Here is a 17,228-nt window from a genome sequence, read left to right as displayed (position 1 = left end):
AAACAAACAATAATCAAACAACTCACACCACACTGTGCGAGTCTTGTATTGAGACTCGCACTTTTTTTTTTTCAATTACTTAAAGATAAATGATGAAGCAATTATATTTCGCAATGCTTGCTGTGCTATTCAGCGCTCTAAGTTTTGCACAAACTAAGATTGGTACATCACCAGATATAAATAAGGATGCCATGCTAGAAGTAGAGTCTGTTGATAAGGGGTTATTACTACCCAGAGTAGAGCTTACATCCACTATACTAGCGAATCCTTTAAGTGCTCACGTAGCAGGTATGACTGTGTATAATACGAAGGCAGTTAATGATGTAGTCGTGGGGTTCTATTATAATGATGGAACGAAATGGCAACAGATGGTAACCAAAGATTATAAGGCAGTGAAGTTCTTCTATATGCCTTCTATTGTATTTGATACTTCAGAAGATAGAGTAGAACAAACGATGAACTTATTTGAAGAATATAAGAAGCAATTCTCTTTACAGAACAGTAATCACTTTGTCAGTGAAGGAGCTCCTACTACAGGTATCCCTTATTTTGAGAAGCCGACAGACTTATACTATTATGTGACGAGTTATGATACAGATGTGTTTACGATAAAGTCAATATCTAAAGAAGGTGTGATGACTTATGATGTAAAGGCAGCAGCTACAGACTGTACGATTATGAATATCATATTCGTAGTGAAAGACTAATACTAGCGATAGAAGGAATGAAGATATATTTGAGATTACTACTGTGTATGGTGATGCTACCGACTATAATTTATAGTCAGGCAGTGAATAAAGGTATGTTTTATATTAAACCAGGTTCTACGGTCTCTGTATATTATACGCTAGAGAACCAAGGAGAAGGAGATTTTAAAAATAACGGTGAGCTTTACTTACATCGTGACCTTGTGAATAACGGTAAAATATTTGACTATAAAGGAAATACCCCTCAGGGGAAGACCTTTCTTATCGGAACTGCGAAACAAACTATAGAAGGACATACAGGAACTCATTTTAATACTTTGATTCTAAATAATCCTATAAAGGAAAGAGCTTTTGATATCAAGACATCTGTGAGTATTGCGGGTGGAGTAGAGTTCACTCAGGGTATCGCTAAGGTAGATTCTCTTCAAGGAGCTTTTACCTTCTTAAATAAGTCTAAGGTTCTTCATGTCAGTGATGCCTCTCATATCGAAGGAGAAGTAGAGAAAGAAGGAAATGAAGAGTTCATCTATCCTAAAGGGGATAAAGGATTCTATAGACAAGCAATAATATCTGCTCCTAAGCATCAAAAAGATATCTTCGTGGGAAAATATAGCTTAGACGATAAGCAGTTCTTCAAAGTCCGTAAGGCAGGTTCTGGTATAGTTGATAAGATTAATACGAGAGAATATTGGCTGATAGAACATTCACAGACCACAACGAGTAATATTGTGCTTACGCTGACTTGGGATGAGCGTACCACCCCTAAAGAGATTTATGAGCACGCCTCAGATAATCTACATATTTTGAGATGGGATGCCATAGAGCAGTTATGGGTAGATGAAGGGGGGATAGTAGACTTAGAGAATAAGACTGTGACTACACCAACGTCATTAGAGAAGTACGGTTTCTTTACACTAGGGACAGTGAGAACAGATAAGATGTTGAAGGGAGATGTAGTGATCTATAACTTCGTCAGTGCGAATGGTGATGGAGACAATGATTACTTCAGAATAGACAATATTCAACGATACCCAAATAATCGTGTCGAAATATTTAATAGATGGGGAGTTAAAGTGTATGAGACTGCTAATTATAACAGTAGTGGTAATGCCTTTAGAGGATACTCTGATGGTAGAGTGACGATAAAGAAGAATGAATTATTACCGACAGGCACCTATTTCTATATTGTCTCTTATGAGTATACAGATGATAGAGGATCTAGTATGATTAAGAAAACAGGATACCTACATTTAGAAACAAACTAGCTCAATGAAGAGAACTTTTTGTTGAGATTTTTTATATTACCTTACCGTAGTTAGAGAGAGCTAAGACATTGTGTTTTGGCTCTTTTTTTTGTTGTAGAATACAGAAGAATGCGATAATGTAGTAAAACAAATAATATCAGAAAGGATACTGTATGTTAAATATTTGATTATTATACTAAATTGTTAAGAAAAAGTATCTTTTTAATCTATGTGCCTAAGCTTATCTTTGTATAGTATATAATAGAAATGTGGTCGTTATATAAGAATAAAGAACACTATACTATAGGAGGAGGATCTACTAAGGGTATATATGGTGTTGAATGGATGACATGTTTATAATAGAAGGGACTGTAGTGATAAGTAACTTTTTGTTTTGTATAGACTGCTAATTCTAATTGATTAATAAAGAAAGTTTCGCAGGCTATTGTAGTTACTTTATGTGTATCAGTATCCTTCGTATCAGGATTAGATGAGTGTGATGTGTTTTTATACACAGTGTACACATACATATTAGCAGTAGGACAGTACATTAATTTTTTGTCACAAGTCTGCTCCACAGCGAAGTTTATCTTCTCTGCGCCGAATAAGGCAAAAATGATAATGAGTAGCCAGGCTATATGTCTGTTATAAAGATTCATCTGGTCACAAATATATTTGTTTCTATAGAACTTTATAGAGCAGTTGTTAAATAAGAAAGGTTTTTTAACATATTTTGAATAATGAAAGAGAAAGTTTTATTTTTTGAAGTCTTAACACAAGAGGAGGCAGTAGAAATAGCTTATAATTGGAAGTATGAGGGAATATTGAGCTTTTATAATATGACCTCAGATTTAGAGGACTTACACGATTTTTTAGACGAGAATGTAAGAGGACAGAATACCTTCAGTGTACGTACTCCACGAGAGAAGGATATTATAGCCTACTTTTATTATGACTTAGTAGATCATAATACAGCAGAAGTCATATTAGGTATCAACCCGATCCACCTTCATAAAGGATATGGAAGGGAGATTATACAGTATGCAGAAGAAGCTCTACACAAGCGAAAAGCTGTGGAGAAAATAACTGTTGCTGTAGCGAAGTTTAATACCTTAGGAGTTGACTTCTATCAAAACCTTGGATACGCTAGCGTAGGTAAATTTGAGAATTATACTAATGGTGGGCTGTATACATTCTTAAAAATGGAGAAGAAACTATAATGTTTATTCTTCAGCCATTTTTTTGACAGAATAGTTTAGCCCTAGAGCAGCTATGATTACTAATGCAGCTGTACCTAACCATAAGACATCATACCCTAGAGTAGAAGCTACCTTTGTTCCTAGGATGGGTGAAATAATAAATCCGATAGCGAAGGTCAACCCATTCACGCCCATATAAGCACCTTTATTCTTACTACCAGCACGCATCGCTGTCACCGTAGAGGTAAATGGCATTGCTAGCATCTCAGAGACACATAAGATCGTCATCGATATATAGATAGAGATATAACTGTGGTCAAAAGCTAACATTCCGTATCCTAAGGCACTAATCATAACCCCGTAGAAGATAGTCTGTCTGATCGTAAAGAATTTTTCTGCGACATGCACTAATAACATCTCTGTTAAGAAGATTAGTAGACCACTGTACCCTAAGATAAGCCCTATTTCTACTTCATCTAGCCCCACAGCTTTCTCATAGAATATAGGTAGTGTACTTAATAGTTGTAAGAAGGCAATAGAGTATAACGTACAAAATACACTGTATATTAAGAACATCTTATCCTTATATGGAGATTTATTAGAGACATCTTCTATCTCAGTCAGCTCAGTGATATCTTCTTGTTCTAATAATAATTCTTTGTTCGTCTTTCTATTTCTAAAGAAATAAATAAATACGACAGCTGCTAGAAACGCCGCAGTAGCATTCACATAGAATAATAGCGCATACGATATCGCAGCTAGAATACCTCCCATAGCAGGCCCTATAGAGAACCCTAAGTTCACTGCCATTCTATTTAGAGAGAAGGCACGGGTGATATTCTCAGGTTTAGCATACATGGTGATGGCTACAGAGTTCGCCGGTCTAAACATTTCACTGACTGCACTCTGTAATAACATCATCAGTGCTAGACTGACTACAGACGTGAAGTGTGGTAACATGATAAATACTGGAATACTACCTATTAAGCTCAAGTACTGTACTTTATAGTTACCTATTTTATCAGTTACCCATCCGCCTACTGTAGTTCCTATAATAGAACCTACCCCAAAACAAGCTAATACATATCCTGTCTGTTCTTGACTAAAGTGAAGTTCTTTCGTCATATATACACCTAAGAATGGCAATACCATGGACCCCGATCTATTGATTAACATTACAATTGCTAGCATCCATGATGCTGATGATAAACCTTTGTAAGAGTCGATATAGATTTGAGCTATTTTTTTCATAGGTGTAGTGGTGGTTTAAATATTATTCTATTTGTTCTGGCGGTATTGTATTTTGTTTTTCTGATTTTGATATATCTACACCTCTCAGTGCATTGAAAAAAGCAGCTCTACTCAGCGGCTCGTATTCTTGTGTTTCTCCTAGCATGACGATATCCTCACTAGCAGCCTTTCTGAAGCTATAATTAGCTAGATTTCCTGATCTAGTACAGATAGCATGTACTTTAGTTACATACTCTGCAGTAGCCATAAGATAAGGCATTGGCCCAAAAGGATTTCCTTTGAAGTCCATATCTAGTCCAGCTACGATCACTCTGATGCCTGAGTTAGCAAGGTCATTACATACTCTTACGATCTCTTCATCGAAGAATTGGGCTTCATCTATTCCTACCACATCACATCCATCAGCTAATAATCTGATATGTGCTGCAGAGGGTACAGGTGTAGACCTAATCTCATTAGAATCATGAGATACGACGAATTCATCGTGATATCTTGTATCGATAGCGGGTTTAAAAATTTCGACTTTTTGTTTGGCAAATTTGGCTCTTTTCAGTCTGCGAATCAGTTCTTCAGTCTTACCAGAGAACATAGAACCACAGATAACTTCGATCCAACCAAATTGTTCTTTGTTATTAACGGGATTTTCGAGAAACATTTTGTAAATTTCAAGCTGAAACCAGCGGTTTTTTCTGTTATTTTTGTATGGAGCAAATTTATCAAAAAAAGCTCGTCAATTTACTAATGCAAAATAAAAGTTATGAAGAAAGTCTTAGAAGGAGAGTTGTTAAGTCTGGCTCATCGTGTATTACAATTGAAAGACAAGGAAGTAGATAGTTTATATAGAGAAGCTAAAGAATTATATGAGAAGCTTACCATCCTAAAATTCTATCAAGATCATTTTGAAGCAGGATTAATCAAAGAAGTTTCTCCTGAGCAATTGGACGATGCGCTAAAAGCCATTGCGATTAATGATTCGAATTCAAATACTGTAGATGAGGTAGTACGTCACCAGATGCCTATAGATCTAGTGGAAGAAGAATACCCTATCGTTGCAGAAACTGAAAAAGAGGCAATTAATACTATAGATGATAGCCTTCTTGCGGATAAAGTGAATAAAATAGCACCTGAAGTGGTAGAAGAATCTTCTATTATTCAGAAAGCTGTAGTCTATGACGAACCATTCATTACAGAGGTATATATAGATGATAGTGCAAATGAAGCGGATGATGCTCAACTTCACCATTATCTAGATCAACACGAAGCGATGCTAAAACAATTAGACGAACGTGAAGTAATCGCTAATATCGAGGTAGAAAATCCTGTAGTAGAACAAGAAGTAGTAGCAAATAGCACGACAGAGGCTCCTGCAGTAGAGCAAGAAGTAAAAGTAGAGGTAGAAGAAGACAACGATGATATAGAAGTAACTACTTTCTATGAAGAAGAAGTTGTGGTACATGAGGAGGTGATAGAAGAGCCAATACCTTCTATTGTGGAAGCGAATAAAAAGGAGAGCATTGAGGAGGCATTAGTAAATATAAACGAACAATTCGCTCCTGCTAAAATAGAAGAAACAATAGAGGAAACTACGATTACTTCTACTTACAAAGTAGAAGAAGAAGTAAAAACAGTAACAGAGAATAAACCAAATACGGATGATCCTTTCTTTGGATTCGACTTCAGCGATGTAGAATTTGTAAGAGTAGAGGATGTAGATAAGCAAGAGGTACAGAAGTTCAATACAGATTTTGTACCTAAAGAGCCAGTAGTAGAAAGTACTTTCGTACAGCCAGAACCTATCGCTCCTGTAGAACAACACATCGAACCAACTGTAGAAACTCCTGTACCGCAGAGTACGCTATTTAATGTAGAGCACACTTCTGTACGCGAACCAAAGATCAATAAGCCTAAATCTATTAATGATATATATAGTTCTACTATCGTAGTAGGCTTGAATGACCGTATTGCTTTCGAGAGACATTTATTTAATGGAAGTGCAGAAGACTTTAATAGAGTATTGTCACAATTAAATACAGTGAGTTCTTTTGACGAAGCGAATAGTCTAATAGATCATTTAGTAAAACCAGAATATAATAACTGGGAAGGAAAAGAAGAATACGAAGAACGCTTTATGACGTTAGTAGAAAAACGTTTTATATAATTATGGGGAAACTTTACTTGGTACCTACACCAATTGGAAATTTAGAAGATATGACGTATCGCGCAATAAAAGTATTGCAAGAAGTAGATTATATCTTAGCAGAAGACACACGTAATAGTGGAAAACTATTAAAACATTTTGAAATCTCTACACCGATGTTTAGTCATCACATGCATAATGAGCATAAAACTGTAGAAGGATTAGTAAAGAGAATGCAAGCAGGAGAGACCTTCGCACTGATATCAGATGCAGGTACACCAGCTATCTCTGATCCAGGATTTTTATTGACACGTGCGTGTGTAGAGCAGGGTGTAGGAGTAGAGTGTCTACCAGGGGCTACAGCATTCGTACCTGCATTAGTGAATAGTGGTTTGCCGAATGATAAGTTTGTCTTTGAAGGGTTTTTACCTGACAAGAAAGGAAGACAGACGAGATATCTAATCCTAGCAGAAGAGACCAGAACGATGATCCTTTATGTATCTCCTCATAAGTTAGTAAAGACCTTAGGAGAATTTAAAGAATACTTCGGTGAAGATAGACAAGTATCTGTCTCTAGAGAATTGTCAAAACTACACGAAGAGACTGTAAGAGGTACAGTGATAGAAGTGTTAGCTCATTTCGAAGCGAAACCTCCTAAAGGAGAGATAGTAGTGATCGTAGCTGGAAAAAGTAAATAAGAAATTGCCACCTGCCTTAGCAGATAGGTTATTACAGTATAGAGAATTGCCCGTAGCAGATTGCTATGGGCATTTTTTTTGTTTAAAAACGAGTGATGTGTTTTGTGGTGAACTTAGTCTAATAGTCTAGTTTCTGATAAGAAAGAGCAACCTCTTCAATACCGCTACAAGATTTCTTCAACAGTTCTTCAAGAAAGAGGCTTCTAACTAGAGCAATCTTGGGGAAATGTTGAAGAAGTGTTGAAGAGAATGCTAGTAATACTTGTATTCAGTTACTTGAAGAGTAATAGACGCTAGATTGTTTTATAATCTGATTATTTGTTAATGTATTGATTGTTAGGTTGATATTTGATTTTGTTCACAGTATGAGGTGTAAAAAAGTGAGCCTTTTTTTATGTTTTTTTGCTAGGATACGGTTTTTTAGTTAGTATTTTGATTTAAAATTACCCATAAAAGACATTCTATTAAGTAAAAGAGCTTCTTTTGAGGTAATAAAAGAGGATATTTAGCCAAATAAAGAGTTTTAGACTAAAAAAAGGGATATGCATATAAAGGACTGTTTATAGCGTTGTACTTTATCTTGTTATGTACATATTGTCTTGTATAGAGTGAAGTGCAGTATAGAGCTTGTCTGTTTAGCGAATAATTTTGTTACAAGGATAAATAGTTAGGCTATATAAGATAGTGAGAGCAGGGTTGAGCATTAGATTCTCTTTTTGCGTCTTCTTTAACTAGTGAACATTGATTTTTTTTTGATACATTTGATAAAAACAGAACATTATGTCACATAAAGTAACTACAAGTTGGATAGAAAACATGCAATTCGAATCAACTAATCCAAGTGGAGGAACGATTAGAATAGATGCAGGCCCTGAAAATGGAGGAGATAATAAAGGTCTAAGACCTAAAGCATTAATGCTATCTGCTCTAGCAGGATGTTCAGGATTAGACGTAGCATCACTGATTAAGAAAATGAGATTAGATGTTGCTGATTTTAAAATAGAGACAGAAGGATTACTTACAGATGCAGACCCAGCTACTTATCATACTGTGATAGTAGAGTATCACTTCTATGGTGCTAATCTAGATGAGGCAAAGCTAAAAAAAGCAGTTGATTTATCTATCGAGAAGTATTGTGGTGTAATGGATATGTTTAAAGAATTTGCTGAAGTTAAAACTAGTATTCATTATCATAAAGAGTAATTAATGCGCTGGTATTTAAAACAAGATCCAGATGAAAAAATAGTTGCTCATTTACAAGAAGTTTTAGGTGTAGATCCTATAGTAGGGAGGTTATTAGCACAGCGTGGGATAGAGACCTTCGAAGCTGCTAAGAAATTCTTTAGACCTTCTTTAGAAGATTTGCACGACCCCTTTCTGATGGCAGATATGACAGAGGCTGTCCATCGCATTCTAAACGCGATTAAGAATCGAGAATCTATCTTGGTTTTCGGTGATTACGATGTGGATGGAACTACGTCTGTTGCCTTAATGTATTCCTATTTAAAGAGCCTAGGTGCTCAGGTAGATACGTATATTCCAGATCGATATAATGAAGGATATGGTATATCGTATCAAGGGATAGATTATGCTATAACGCAAGGTATCCATCTAATCATAGCTCTAGACTGTGGTATAAAGTCTATAGAGCACATACAGTATGCTAAAGAGAAAGGTGTTGATTTTATAATATGTGATCATCACTTACCTGGAGAGATTATTCCTGATGCAGTAGCCGTGTTAGATCCTAAACGCGTAGACTGCTTATATCCCTATAAGGAGTTATGTGGATGTGGTGTAGGATTTAAGTTGATTCAGGCATTAAATACGATTCAGGGACTTCCTTTCGCCTCTATAGAACACTATCTAGATCTAGTAGCTACTGCTATCGCAGCGGATGTAGTGCCGATCACAGGAGAGAATAGAGTATTGGCGTACTATGGACTTAAGGTGATTAATGAAAGCCCACGTCCTGGTATAAAAGCATTGATGAAGTTATATGACTTAGCTACATATACGATGACAGATATTGTGTTTAAGTTAGCTCCTAAAATCAATGCGGCTGGAAGAATAGAACACGGTAACTTTACTGTAGATCTATTGACAGAAGCTACTGAAGAAGGGGCAAATATGACTGTCGAGAAAATCGTAAATATCAATGAAGAGCGCAAGTCGCTAGACCAAGGTATAACGGAAGAAGCGCTTAAACAGATAATCGATCAGAAATTAATTAACTCAAAGAGTACCGTGGTGTATAGCCCATCTTGGCATAAGGGGGTGATCGGTATCGTGGCTTCTCGTCTTATCGATACGTATTATAGACCGACTATTGTGTTTACAGATAGTGGGGATTACCTAGCTGCATCAGCGCGCTCTGTTAAGAACTTTGATATCTATCAGGCTCTTGAGAAGTGCTCTGAACATCTTATTCAGTTCGGGGGGCATATGTATGCTGCTGGGTTGACAATAAAGAAAGAGAATCTAGAGGCTTTTAGACAAAAGTTTGAAGAAGTAGTAGCAAGTACGATTGAGGAGACTGACCTTATACCTGAGATCGAAATAGATGCTAAGATTCAGTTCTCAGAGATTACAGATAAATTTCTGCGTATTTTAAAGCAGTTTGAACCTTTTGGCCCTGGTAATCCTAGTCCTTGTTTCTTGACGAAAGAGGTCTTCGATACAGGATATGCAAAATTAGCAGGAGCAAGAGGAGAACATCTAAAAGTAAGCTTTAAGCAGAGAAGAAATCCTGGATATAAGTTTAGTGCAATAGGTTTTAACCTAGGTGCTCAGTATGAGAATGTGAAGGATAAGCAGCACGTAGACATCATTTATTCTATCGAGGAGAACAACTGGAGAAATAAAACTACTATTCAATTGCAAATAAAAGACCTACAGTTGTCTTGGTAATTGAATAAAGTGTTATTTTTATCCTTGATTAAAACTATTTATCAATCCTAATTTTATAAAAAATGAAAATCGCAGTAGTAGGCGCTACCGGTATGGTAGGTGAAATCATGCTAAAAGTATTAGCGGAGAGAAATTTTCCTGTAACAGAATTAATTCCTGTGGCTTCTGAGAAGTCTGTAGGTAAGGAAGTGGAATTTAAGGGTAAGAAGTATACCATAAAGTCCATGGAAGAAGCTGTTATGATGAAGCCGGATATTGCTTTATTTTCAGCAGGAGGAAGTATTTCTCTAGAGTATGCACCGAAGTTCGCTGAGGTAGGTACTACAGTTATAGATAATTCGTCGGCATGGAGAATGGATCCAACGAAGAAGTTAATCGTACCAGAGATTAATGCTGATTCTTTGACTAAAGAAGATAAAATTATTGCTAACCCTAACTGTTCTACTATTCAGTTAGTGATGGCATTATCTCCTTTACACAAACAATACGGGATTAAGAGAGTGGTAGTATCAACGTATCAGTCTATTACTGGTACAGGTGTGAAAGCTGTAAAACAGTTAGAGAATGAGTATAAGGATGTAAAAGGGGATATGGCTTATAATTATCCTATTCACCGCAATGCTATTCCTCACTGTGATGTGTTCGAAGATAATGGATACACTAAAGAGGAGATGAAGTTAGTGAAAGAAACGAAGAAGATTCTTAGAGATGATACTGTATTAGTAACGGCTACAGCTGTGCGTATCCCTGTAGTGGGAGGCCATAGTGAGACTGTGAATATAGAGTTTGAAAAAGATTTTGACTTAGGAGATATTAGACAGATTCTTCACCAGACTCCTGGTATCACTGTACAAGATAATACAGATACAAATACATACCCAATGCCACTATATGCAGAGGGGAAAGACGATGTGTTCGTAGGGCGTATCAGAAGAGATGAGAGCCAAAAAAACACTGTGAATATGTGGATCGTAGCAGATAACCTTAGAAAAGGAGCTGCAACAAATACAGTACAGATTGCGGAGTACCTAGTGGCTAATAAGCTTGTATAATCTATTAAAATAAAGATATATAAAGCATCAAGTGTATTACTTGGTGCTTTTTTTGTATATTGAATCTTATCATTTTGTACTTTTATGTAGATTGTTGATATTTTGTGTATAAAAAGTTGTAACTTATCACAAATAAGTATTTTTATACTAGTTTAATGTTTAAATTTGTAGTATGATTCTCAAAACTCGATTATTATGTGCAGAATACTGTTAGTAGATGACCATCCTCTTATCGTAGAAGGATATGTATTGGCTCTCTCTAAAGATAAATTAGGACTCGGAGAGGTTGTCTTTGAAAAGTCATTTGACTGTTTGACTGCTAAAGAAACAATAGATGCTGCCGTTGAACGTCAGGTTTTATTTGATCTTGCTATTGTTGACTTTTCTTTACCAAGTAAGGAAGGAGCACTACTAAGAGATGGAGGAGATATAGTAGCCTATATAAAGAAAGAAATGCCTTACTGTAAGACCATTATCTTGACTGGTCATACAGAAGTGATAACGATCTATAATATCGTTAAAAACATTAGGCCTGATGGATTAGTAAGTAAGCATGAGATTACACCTGATAACTTATTAGATATCGTTAAACGCGTATTAACAGGCGATCGTTATCAGAGTGATATCGTGAAGCACTGCTTAAATGAAATAGTAAGAAAGGAAGTGATGTATGATGATTACAATAGAGAGATTCTAGTATTGTTATCTAAAGGATATAAATTACAAGAATTAGAAAATCATATTCCTCTCTCTAATCCTGCTATCAAAAAAAGATTAGCAAAGATGAAGCATGTATTCGAAGTGTCAGATACCGCTAATCTAATACAACTGGTACTAAAAGAAGGTTTCGTATAAGAAATAAAAAAGCACTCTGTATGGAGTGCTTTTTGTTTATTAAAGGGTATCGTTCTTTTATTTTTAACTGTAATTATTTGGATCTATGATATTTGTCATTTTTTTACTAAGTGATCAATAGTACTTTTAATCTCGAAAAAAAAAGTAAGATATGAAAATAGAACAGATATATACAGGCTGTATTGCACATGCTGCTTATTATGTAGAGAGTAATGGTGAGGCGGCTATATTTGACCCTCTTCGAGATGTAGAGCCTTATCTAGAAAGAGCTAAAAGTGATAATGCAGTAATTAAGTATGTATTCGAAACACACTTTCATGCAGACTTTGTGAGTGGACACCTTGATATTATGGAGAAGACAGGAGCTAAGATTGTCTTCGGACCTACTGCAGCTCCTAGTTATGAGGCTGTTATAGCAGAAGATAATCAAGTGTTTAAGCTTGGGAACATTCAGATAAAAGTATTGCATACTCCTGGACATACGATGGAGAGTAGTACTTATCTTATTATAGATGAAGAGGGTAAAGAGCATGCTATCATTAGTGGAGATACACTATTCATCGGAGATGTAGGTCGTCCTGACTTAGTACAATTAGTCAAATCTGAGATTACAGAAGAAATTTTGGCTAGGCATTTATTCCAATCACTTCGCAATAAAATCATGGTACTACCAGATGAGGTAATCGTGTATCCTAATCATGGTGCGGGGTCTGCCTGTGGTAAGAATATGAGTAAGGAAACTGTAGATACCTTAGGTAATCAGAAGAAGACTAACTATGCGCTACGTGCTGATATGACAGAAGATGAGTTCGTAGTAGAGTTATTAACAGGATTAGCAACGCCACCTCAGTATTTTCCTAAAAATGTGTTGATGAATATCACAGGGTACGAGCAGCTAGATACAATCTTAGATAGAGGTAAAACACCGATGAGTATAGAGGCTGTGAAGGAACAGATGAAGAAGAAAGAAGTGATTCTGTTAGATACACGTATGCCACAGGCGTTCTCAGAGGGCTTTGTACCTAGTAGTATTAATATCGGATTAAACGGTCAGTTCGCTGTTTGGGTAGGTGAGTTGATAAAAGATATAAAAGCACCTATTGTTTTAATCACGGAGCCAGGGAAAGAAGAGGAGAGTATGATTCGTCTATCACGTGTGGGATATGATAATACAATAGGATATCTAGAAGGTGGAATAGAAGCTTGGAAGAATGCTGGTGAGCCTATTCATACTATTACTCGTATAACGCCTCAGGAGATGGATAGGCTCTATCTAGAGGATAAAGGAGTATTGTTAGACGTACGTAAGATAAATGAGTTTAGATCAGAGCATTTAGAAGATTCGGTGAGTCTTCCTCTGAATGAATTAGAAGATAAAATAGATGTGATGTCAAAAGAGAAGAAATATATCATCTACTGTGCTGGAGGGTATAGAAGTATGATGGCTGCATCGATATTATATAAGTATGGAATTACGAATCTAGTGGATGTGTTAGGGGGATACAACGCAATAAGTAAGGAGAGTACACTAGACCATACAGACTTTGTGTGTCCTACATCTATGTTATAACTGTAGTAACATTGTTCTCAATATAGAGTTATAAAGGTTAGTTAGTTTAGGTGTTGATCAAACACAAACGAGAACAAAAGTTAGAAAAGTTAAAAAAAAGAGAAGAAATTATGCTGAAACAAAGTAGGTATTTATAGCTTTGTTTATCATAATAGACGTAATATGGCAAAAATAGTAGGATTAGTAGGTGTAGGACTAATCGGAGGATCTATTGTTTTAGATCTAAAAGAAAAAGGGTTTGTAACGAAGGTATTGGCTTCAGATTTATCTGAGCGCAATGCTAGTAAGGCATTAGAACTACGTATCGCAGATGAGATCGTAGAACTAGATACATTAATAGAGAAATCAGATATTATCATTATAGCGACACCTGTGAACGCGAGTGTAAAACTGGTGTCATATGTGTTAGACAGAGTAGGAGATGGGCAGTATGTAATGGACGTGGGATCTACGAAGTCTTTATTAGAAAAGGAGATAGAAGGACATAACAGAAGAGGACAATTCGTAGCTACGCATCCGATGGCAGGTACAGAGTTTAGTGGGCCTGAAGCTGCGTTTAAAGGATTGTTTAAAGATAGGGTAGCGATTATTTGTAATCCAGAGAAGTCTAATCCTAAGGCATTAAATGCAATCTCTGAACTGTATTATCACCTAGAGATGCGTATGATCTTAATGGATGCTGACTCGCACGATGAACATGTGGGGTATGTGTCTCATCTATCTCATGCGATATCTTATGCGTTAGCAGTAGCGGTCTTAGACAAAGAGAAAGATGATACAGCTATCTTTAATTTAGCAGCAGGAGGATTTGCTTCTACAGTTAGATTAGCGAAGAGTTCTGTAGATATGTGGTTGCCTATCTTTGAACAGAATGCAGAACATGTGTTACCGATTTTAGATACGTATCTAGAGAAGTTAACTCAGTTCAAGACATATTTAGAAGCAGGTGATACTAAAGGATTAGCTGGTTTTATAGCTGAGGCTAATCGAATAAAGGATAAATTGAAAAAATAAGTGGAGCGTGCTAAAGATAAGGCAGTTTTGATTAACTTGTTAGTTCAATAAAAAATAGACATTATGATTACACATATAGTAATGTGGAGGCTGAAAGATGAAAATAAAGAAGCCAATAAATTAGAAATAAAACGACTATTAGAAGATTTAAAAGGGAAGATAGAAGTACTAGAATCTATCGCTGTATCATTTAATGATCCTCAAGCAAACCCTAAAAACTTTGAAGTGATTTTACATACAACATTTAAGAACCTTCAAGACTTAGATATTTATGCAAAACACCCTGAGCATCTAAAAGTAGTTGATTTTATTAAATCAGTAGTAACAGAGAGAGTAGCCATAGACTACTAGTAATGTATAATAGTACAGCTTTTTTTGTATAAAAAGTTAGTTATTTAGTTATCGATTTTAGTTTAAAAGCAGTTTGTCCAATGTGATAAGCTGCTTTTTTTATTGGAGTAAATAATAGGGTTTAAGACTTAATGCGTTTGTTTTTAGTTTTATATTGATATTTTATGTTTAAATTTAACTTAAAATAGTAATTAATTAAAATGTTATATGAAAAGAATAGCTCTGTCATTATTGTGTTTAATGTTGCCTATACTAACGGTTACAGCACAGACTAAAATAGATTTTACAGATATAGAAATTGTCAATCTAGGAGATGGACAACGCTATATAAAAGAAGTTAAGTCATCTACTCCTCTTAATGGAAAGAAACGAATCATAAACGGAGTAACCGAACAGTATATAGATGTGGACTTAAAGGATGGTTTGTTAAACGGTAAATGGGAGTACTACGATAAAAGTAAGTTGAAAGAATTACTTAATTTTAAAAATGGGTACATGGATGGCAAGCAACAGGCTTTCTTTGTTGCAACAGGTAAGCCGGAATATGAAGGAAATATGAAGATGGGGAAGAAACACGGAGAGTGGATATACTTCAGTAGTAATGGAAATAAACGTGAGATGGAGATATATGCAGATAATAGTATGACAAAGCGTGTTACTTACTATACTAGTGGTCAGGTAGAGCAAGAGCGAAACTTTAAACAAGGTAAAGAAGATGGTGTGTCTAAGGCATTCACTAATGAAGGAAAGATGAAGTATGAACGTACATTCGTCAACGGAAAACAGATTGGTAAGGAGCGTTCATTGATCTCTTCTAACAATGGTGATTTCTTTATTACCTGTAATTATAATGACAAAGGGAATAAGGATGGTGACTATAGTGAAGAATGGGCTGATTCTAAAAAGCCAAAAGCTAAAGGAAAATATCTCAATGGACAGAAGGATGGTAAATGGACTGAATGGACTTCTAGAGGAGATGTGAAAAAGGAAGAAACATATAAGAATGGTGTGAGACAGTAATCTAATCAACAATTAATTAATGAAAAAGATAATATATCTCTTAGTAGGGATGACTTTAATGTTAGGTAGTTGTAAGAAAGGTCGTTCAAGTAGTGAGATTAGTCTTTATTTTGATAGTATCCACAAAGCTAAAGAGGAGTACTTTAGCCATAAAATAACTATGGACTCTGCTGCTATAGGTGAAAGATTAGATCTTTTATTACCAACTACCCCAATTCTTATTAATGGTGTAGAGAAGCGGATACCCTTTATGTATACTTTTGATATATGGGAGCAAGGTGAAAATAGGTCTATGCAATTGATGGTAGGTGATTTAAAAGTAATTGATAGTGAACTAAATATTCGATTCAGTCATATATTCTCATTTAAAGAGGAAAGCGATATGCGAGCTGGAGATTTGTTTTTTATTCGTAGTAAAGATCCTCAAGCTATAACTGTAAATGATTTACTAGATGGTATTGAAGATCGGGTGTTATATTTTGATAATGAATGCGTTATTTATCAAATAGGTGAAAATATATATGCGCAATTTTTTAAGTATTTTGCTAGCGAAGGTATATATGCTGTATTTTATACGGATACTTTTTTTAAATTGAGAGGTGAGTTCTTACCTGTTAAACTTGATTTTATTATAGACGACCTTAGGGTGATTAAGACTTTCTTTAGTCAGAATAAATTAACTTCTTTTAAAACATGGAACGAATATACTAGAGTTTTTAGTCCTGGTATGTTACTTATAGTTGAGAAACAAAGACAGTATTTATCCAAGGTATTGTCTGATATTGCAGATGAAGATGTAGTAATTAATGGAGAACAGTATATTTCATTACCTTTAGATAAGGATATTAATAAGGTGTGGGATAGATTAAATAAACAAGCTTTAAATAAAGAATTTGTTTTAGATAATGATACTTATAAGTTTGATTTTAAGGATATTAATTATTGGTATAATGGACAAAAAACTGTTTCTGTATTTTATAAAGATAAGAATACAATCATATTGAAGTGTAATACATTAAATGGTTCTACTTATAGCTATATTAAGAAAATTGTACTTAGAGGTAAAGAGTTTCTTATTGTAGATTATAAGCTAATAGAATCACCTAATTTTTGGGAAAATGAACCGATGCTAATGTATAGGTTACGTATGTTAGAAAGTCTTACTGATGTCAAACAACAATAGTAAAAGCTCTTAGAGTAGTTCCAAGAGCTTTTACTAT

At 35.3% G+C, this 17,228-nt stretch carries 17 protein-coding genes; 14 read left to right on the top strand and 3 right to left on the bottom strand.

Features of this window, described 5'->3' with window-relative positions; genetic code table 11:
* The first annotated feature begins 89 nt into the window (after window positions 1-89).
* Both MODO_RS01710 and MODO_RS01705 read left to right on the top strand, forming a co-directional pair.
* Complete coding sequence (locus MODO_RS01710; protein WP_006257658.1) at window positions 90-707, top strand: phage tail-like protein; 618 nt, start codon at window positions 90-92, stop codon at window positions 705-707.
* Between the two features lie 17 nt (window positions 708-724).
* Complete coding sequence (locus MODO_RS01705; RefSeq protein ID WP_006260498.1) at window positions 725-1,972, top strand: T9SS type B sorting domain-containing protein; 1,248 nt, start codon at window positions 725-727, stop codon at window positions 1,970-1,972.
* 275 nt (window positions 1,973-2,247) lie between these two features.
* Here MODO_RS01705 and MODO_RS01700 read toward each other — a convergent pair whose 3' ends face one another.
* Complete coding sequence (locus MODO_RS01700; protein WP_006257656.1) at window positions 2,248-2,610, bottom strand: hypothetical protein; 363 nt, start codon at window positions 2,608-2,610, stop codon at window positions 2,248-2,250.
* 81 nt (window positions 2,611-2,691) lie between these two features.
* On the opposite strand from MODO_RS01700, the gene MODO_RS01695 reads away from it, so the two are divergent.
* Window positions 2,692-3,171, top strand: coding sequence for a GNAT family N-acetyltransferase (locus MODO_RS01695; RefSeq protein WP_006257655.1), 480 nt, complete (start codon window positions 2,692-2,694; stop codon window positions 3,169-3,171).
* A 3-nt stretch (window positions 3,172-3,174) separates the two neighbouring features.
* On the opposite strand, the gene MODO_RS01690 is transcribed toward MODO_RS01695, so the two are convergent.
* Together MODO_RS01690 and MODO_RS01685 are read right to left on the bottom strand one after the other, a co-directional pair.
* On the bottom strand, window positions 3,175-4,401 hold the full coding sequence (locus tag MODO_RS01690) for an MFS transporter (RefSeq protein ID WP_006257653.1): 1,227 nt from the start codon (window positions 4,399-4,401) through the stop codon (window positions 3,175-3,177).
* 22 nt (window positions 4,402-4,423) lie between these two features.
* Window positions 4,424-5,056, bottom strand: a complete 633-nt coding sequence (locus MODO_RS01685) for a thymidine kinase (protein ID WP_006257652.1) — start codon at window positions 5,054-5,056, stop codon at window positions 4,424-4,426.
* 102 nt (window positions 5,057-5,158) lie between these two features.
* On the opposite strand from MODO_RS01685, the gene MODO_RS01680 reads away from it, so the two are divergent.
* The 11 genes from MODO_RS01680 (at window position 5,159) to MODO_RS01630 (ending at window position 17,191) form a co-directional block, all read left to right on the top strand.
* Entirely contained in the window at window positions 5,159-6,559 is a 1,401-nt protein-coding gene (locus MODO_RS01680) for a DUF8457 domain-containing protein (protein WP_006257651.1), read from the top strand.
* Between the two features lie 2 nt (window positions 6,560-6,561).
* Window positions 6,562-7,236: a 16S rRNA (cytidine(1402)-2'-O)-methyltransferase gene (gene rsmI, locus MODO_RS01675; RefSeq protein WP_006257650.1), complete on the top strand. Its 675-nt coding sequence runs from the start codon at window positions 6,562-6,564 to the stop codon at window positions 7,234-7,236.
* Between the two features lie 780 nt (window positions 7,237-8,016).
* Complete coding sequence (locus MODO_RS01670) at window positions 8,017-8,439, top strand: OsmC family protein (protein WP_006257649.1); 423 nt, start codon at window positions 8,017-8,019, stop codon at window positions 8,437-8,439.
* A 3-nt stretch (window positions 8,440-8,442) separates the two neighbouring features.
* Complete coding sequence (recJ, locus tag MODO_RS01665) at window positions 8,443-10,146, top strand: single-stranded-DNA-specific exonuclease RecJ (protein WP_006257648.1); 1,704 nt, start codon at window positions 8,443-8,445, stop codon at window positions 10,144-10,146.
* A 62-nt stretch (window positions 10,147-10,208) separates the two neighbouring features.
* Window positions 10,209-11,198, top strand: coding sequence for an aspartate-semialdehyde dehydrogenase (locus tag MODO_RS01660; protein WP_059050628.1), 990 nt, complete (start codon window positions 10,209-10,211; stop codon window positions 11,196-11,198).
* Between the two features lie 195 nt (window positions 11,199-11,393).
* On the top strand, window positions 11,394-12,053 hold the full coding sequence (locus MODO_RS01655; protein ID WP_006257646.1) for a response regulator: 660 nt from the start codon (window positions 11,394-11,396) through the stop codon (window positions 12,051-12,053).
* A gap of 151 nt (window positions 12,054-12,204) precedes the next feature.
* Complete coding sequence (locus MODO_RS01650; RefSeq protein ID WP_006257645.1) at window positions 12,205-13,623, top strand: MBL fold metallo-hydrolase; 1,419 nt, start codon at window positions 12,205-12,207, stop codon at window positions 13,621-13,623.
* 162 nt (window positions 13,624-13,785) lie between these two features.
* Window positions 13,786-14,637, top strand: coding sequence for a prephenate dehydrogenase (locus MODO_RS01645; RefSeq protein ID WP_006257644.1), 852 nt, complete (start codon window positions 13,786-13,788; stop codon window positions 14,635-14,637).
* A 63-nt stretch (window positions 14,638-14,700) separates the two neighbouring features.
* Window positions 14,701-14,988: a Dabb family protein gene (locus MODO_RS01640; RefSeq protein WP_006257643.1), complete on the top strand. Its 288-nt coding sequence runs from the start codon at window positions 14,701-14,703 to the stop codon at window positions 14,986-14,988.
* A 207-nt stretch (window positions 14,989-15,195) separates the two neighbouring features.
* On the top strand, window positions 15,196-16,008 hold the full coding sequence (locus tag MODO_RS01635; RefSeq protein WP_006257642.1) for a toxin-antitoxin system YwqK family antitoxin: 813 nt from the start codon (window positions 15,196-15,198) through the stop codon (window positions 16,006-16,008).
* A 19-nt stretch (window positions 16,009-16,027) separates the two neighbouring features.
* Entirely contained in the window at window positions 16,028-17,191 is a 1,164-nt protein-coding gene (locus MODO_RS01630) for a hypothetical protein (RefSeq protein ID WP_006257641.1), read from the top strand.
* The last annotated feature ends 37 nt before the right edge of the window (window positions 17,192-17,228 follow it).

Origin of the sequence: Myroides odoratimimus, assembly GCF_001485415.1 — a bacterium.
Classification (GTDB): domain Bacteria; phylum Bacteroidota; class Bacteroidia; order Flavobacteriales; family Flavobacteriaceae; genus Flavobacterium; species Flavobacterium odoratimimum.
This window is presented reverse-complemented; position numbering and strand designations above follow the sequence as displayed.